We start from the raw sequence: 3591 nt of genomic DNA on the forward strand, positions 1-3591 counted from the left end.
CCGGCGGCCCAGCGGGCATCGTCAATCGCCTGCTCGCAAGCGGCCAGCGTCCCGCCGCCGAAACACTGATGGCGCGGCTGAAAGAGATTTTCGGCGACCGCCTTTATGTCGAGTTGCAGCGTCACGGCCTCGATGTCGAGCGCCAGACCGAAGCCCCGCTCATCGACATGGCCTATGAGCTTGAGCTGCCGCTGGTCGCGACCAACGAGCCCTATTTCGCCAAGGAAGAAGAATTCGAAGCCCATGACGCGATGATCTGCATCGCCGAAGGCGCTTACGTGACGCAAACTGCCCGCCGCCGCCTCACGCCCGATCATCGCTTCAAGACGCAGGACGAGATGGTCGCGCTTTTCGACGATCTTCCCGAAGCGATCGAGAACACCATCGAAGTTGCCCGCCGCTGCGCCTATCGCGCGCGCACCCGCAAACCCATCCTGCCGACATTCAGCGCCGATGTGAGCGAAGCCGACGAGCTGCGCCGTCAGGCGGAGGAGGGGCTCACCGCGCGTCTCGCCGAAGGCGAAGCCGTCGCCTCCGAGGAAGAGTACCGCGCGCGTCTCCGCTTCGAGCTTGATGTCATCATCAAGATGGATTTCCCCGGCTACTTCCTCATCGTTGCCGACTTCATCAAATGGGCAAAGGCGCAGGGCATCCCCGTGGGCCCGGGCCGTGGTTCGGGCGCTGGCTCCGTCGTCGCCTGGTCGCTCACCATTACTGACCTTGATCCGCTGCGCTTCGGGCTGCTCTTCGAACGCTTCCTCAATCCCGAACGCGTCTCGATGCCTGACTTTGACATCGACTTTTGTCAGGACCGCCGCGACGAGGTGATCCGCTATGTGCAGAAGCGCTATGGCTACGATCAGGTCGCGCAGATCATCACCTTCGGAAAGCTGCAGGCCCGCGCCGTGCTGCGCGACGTTGGCCGCGTGCTGCAATTGCCATACGGGCAGGTGGACCGTCTCTGCAAGCTCGTGCCGAACAATCCCGCCGCGCCTGTAACGCTCGCCGAAGCGATCCGTGGCGAGCCGCGTCTGCAGGAAGCGCGCGACGCCGAAGAAGCCGTGGCAAAACTCCTCGAAATCGGCCAGCGCCTCGAAGGCCTCTACCGCCACGCTTCAACGCATGCCGCGGGCGTCGTCATCGGCGACCGGGGACTGGACGCGCTTGTGCCGCTCTACCGCGACCCGCGCTCCGACATGCCGGTGACGCAGTTCAACATGAAATGGGTCGAGCCAGCAGGCCTCGTGAAGTTCGACTTTCTCGGGCTGAAAACGCTCACCGTCCTCGATCAGGCGGTAAAGCTTCTCGCACGCCGCGATATTCAGGTCGACCTGCTGCATCTTCCGTTCCAGGACGAAAAGACTTTCGCCATGCTCGGTCGCGGCGAAACGGTCGGCGTGTTCCAGCTTGAAAGCTCGGGCATGCGCGACGTGCTGCGCAAGCTCGAAGCCGACCGCTTCGAGGACATCATCGCTCTCGTCGCGCTCTATCGCCCCGGCCCGATGGACAATATTCCGAGCTATATCGCGCGAAAGCACGAGCGCGAAAAGCCGGACTATCTGCACCCGCTTCTCGAGCCCGTCCTGAAGGAAACCTACGGCGTCATCATCTATCAGGAACAGGTGATGCAGATCGCGCAGATCCTGTCCGGCTATTCGCTCGGCGAAGCCGATCTTCTGCGCCGCGCCATGGGCAAGAAGATCAAGGCGGAGATGGACGCGCAGAAGGAGCGTTTCGTCACCGGCGCTGTCGCCAAGGCTGTCGATCAGAAGCAGGCCGCACAGATTTTCGAACTGGTCGACAAGTTCGCGGGCTACGGCTTCAACAAATCCCACGCGGCCGCTTACGCGCTCGTCGCCTATCAAACGGCATGGCTGAAGGCGAACCATCCGGTCGAGTTCTTCGCCGCCTCGATGAGCCTCGATCTCGGCAATACCGACAAGCTCAACATCTTCAAGCAGGATGCCGCGCGCATGGGCATCAAGCTCCGCCCGCCCAGCATCAACGAATCCGAGGCCGCTTTCTCTGTGGCGAATGGCGAAGTTCTCTACGCGCTCGCCGCAATCAAGAATGTCGGCGCGCAGGCGATGGAGCACATCGTCGAAGTGCGGCGCGAAGGCGGTCCCTTCCGCGACCTCTTCGATTTCGCCCGCCGCATCAATCCGCGTTTCATCAACAAGCGCGCCTATGAAAATCTCGCGAAGGCAGGCGCTTTCGACTGCCTGAACCCGCACCGCGCGCAGGTGCTCGCCTCCGCCGATCTTGTGCTCGGCACGGCGAATGCCTCGGCAAGCGAGCGCGAAAGCAAGCAGGACAATCTCTTCGGCGGAAGCACGGGCGCGACCATCGCGAACCCCGCATTGCGCGACGTTGATCCCTGGACGCCGATTGAGCGCCTCAACGAAGAGTTCAACGCCATCGGCTTTTATTTGTCGGGCCACCCGCTCGACGATTTCCAGACCGCGCTTCGCCGCGCCAATGTCGTCACCTATGCCGAGCTTCTGAAGCGCAACAACAGCGCCGAAATTCTCGCAGGCACCGTCACGGCAAAGCAGGAGCGCAAATCGAAGAAGGGCAACCCCTTCGCCTTCATCAGCCTGTCAGACCCGACGGGCCAGTTCGAGGTCGTCGTCTTCTCCGACGTGCTGAACCAGTCCCGCGAATTGATGGAGCCCGGCAAGGCCGTCGTCATCGTCGTCGAAATCGACCGCACGGGCGAAGAAGGCAAGCTGCGCGCCCAGTCCGTCCGCTCCGTGGACGAAGTGGTGGCGAACACCTCCGCAGGCATGAGAATTTTCATCGAGGACCAGAAGCCCCTCGCAGGCCTCAAAACCCGCCTCACCGAACGCGGCAAGGGCCTCGTCTCCCTGATCCTGCTGGGAGAGGGCGGCCGCGAAATCGAGATCCAGCTCAAGGGCGGCTACAAGGTCACTCCCCAGATCCGCGGCGCGATCAAATCCGTGCCGGGCGTCATCGAGGTGCAGGAGATTTGAATCTGAGTTGGCAGGGCTAGAACGAGAAGATGTTCTTGCTGATCTGAACCGTATAAGCGGCATTCCCGTCAGATTGCGCACCGATGAAGAACCCATTTGATGGGTCCGACCATCTGTTTTCGTCCAATCCATACCCGCTTGTAGAGATACGACTGCCGCCGTTGAGCAGGTCGGAAAGGATGGCCTCGCCGGGAGTGCGCGAGTTAGCAGCGTTTCCAAATCCTCGAACCCCTGCTCCGTTGGCTGCTGATCCGCTTATCGCAGAAGTCATGGATTGTGTTGCTGCGCTAACGGTCGCGCCCAGATCCGCAGCCATTGCGGGTCCTGAAATTGAAATTGCGGTGACAAGGATAAAGGCGAACCGGCCTGTCATTTGTTCCCCCTCACAAATTAAGACGTCTGGAATCGGTAGCCTTCATAATTCCAAACACTATGGGCTCGGCTTATCTATAAAAATCGACGTTTTCTAACAATGGCTGGCGTCGTTGAGGCAAAATTCCCGAACGCTGGGTCACGCTGGCTATTTAGAAGATATATCCACTTGGTATGATGGGGTTTCTCCCCGCATCGTGCAGTGCCGTCTTCCCTTGCTTTTCCC

Annotated in this window: 2 protein-coding genes; one reads left to right on the top strand and one right to left on the bottom strand. The window is 60.8% G+C overall.

Annotation, left to right across the window (positions count from 1 at the left end; translation table 11 throughout):
- On the top strand, positions 1-2993 hold a 2993-nt coding region (gene dnaE, locus WA943_RS02690), incomplete at its 5' end, for a DNA polymerase III subunit alpha (RefSeq protein WP_424468294.1).
- Positions 2994-3009: 16 nt separating this feature from the next.
- Here the strand turns inward: dnaE and WA943_RS02695 are convergent.
- Positions 3010-3366, bottom strand: a complete 357-nt coding sequence (locus WA943_RS02695; RefSeq protein ID WP_424468295.1) for a hypothetical protein — start codon at positions 3364-3366, stop codon at positions 3010-3012.
- Between the last annotated feature and the right edge of the window lie 225 nt (positions 3367-3591).

Origin of the sequence: Parvibaculum sp. (genome assembly GCF_049651025.1) — a bacterium.
Lineage (GTDB): Bacteria > Pseudomonadota > Alphaproteobacteria > Parvibaculales > Parvibaculaceae > Parvibaculum.

What these genes read in the sequence shown, in the direction of transcription:
- WA943_RS02695 (WP_424468295.1), bottom strand. Translation starts at nt 3,366, where the DNA reads ATGACAGGCCGGTTCGCCTTTATCCTTGTCACCGCAATTTCAATTTCA.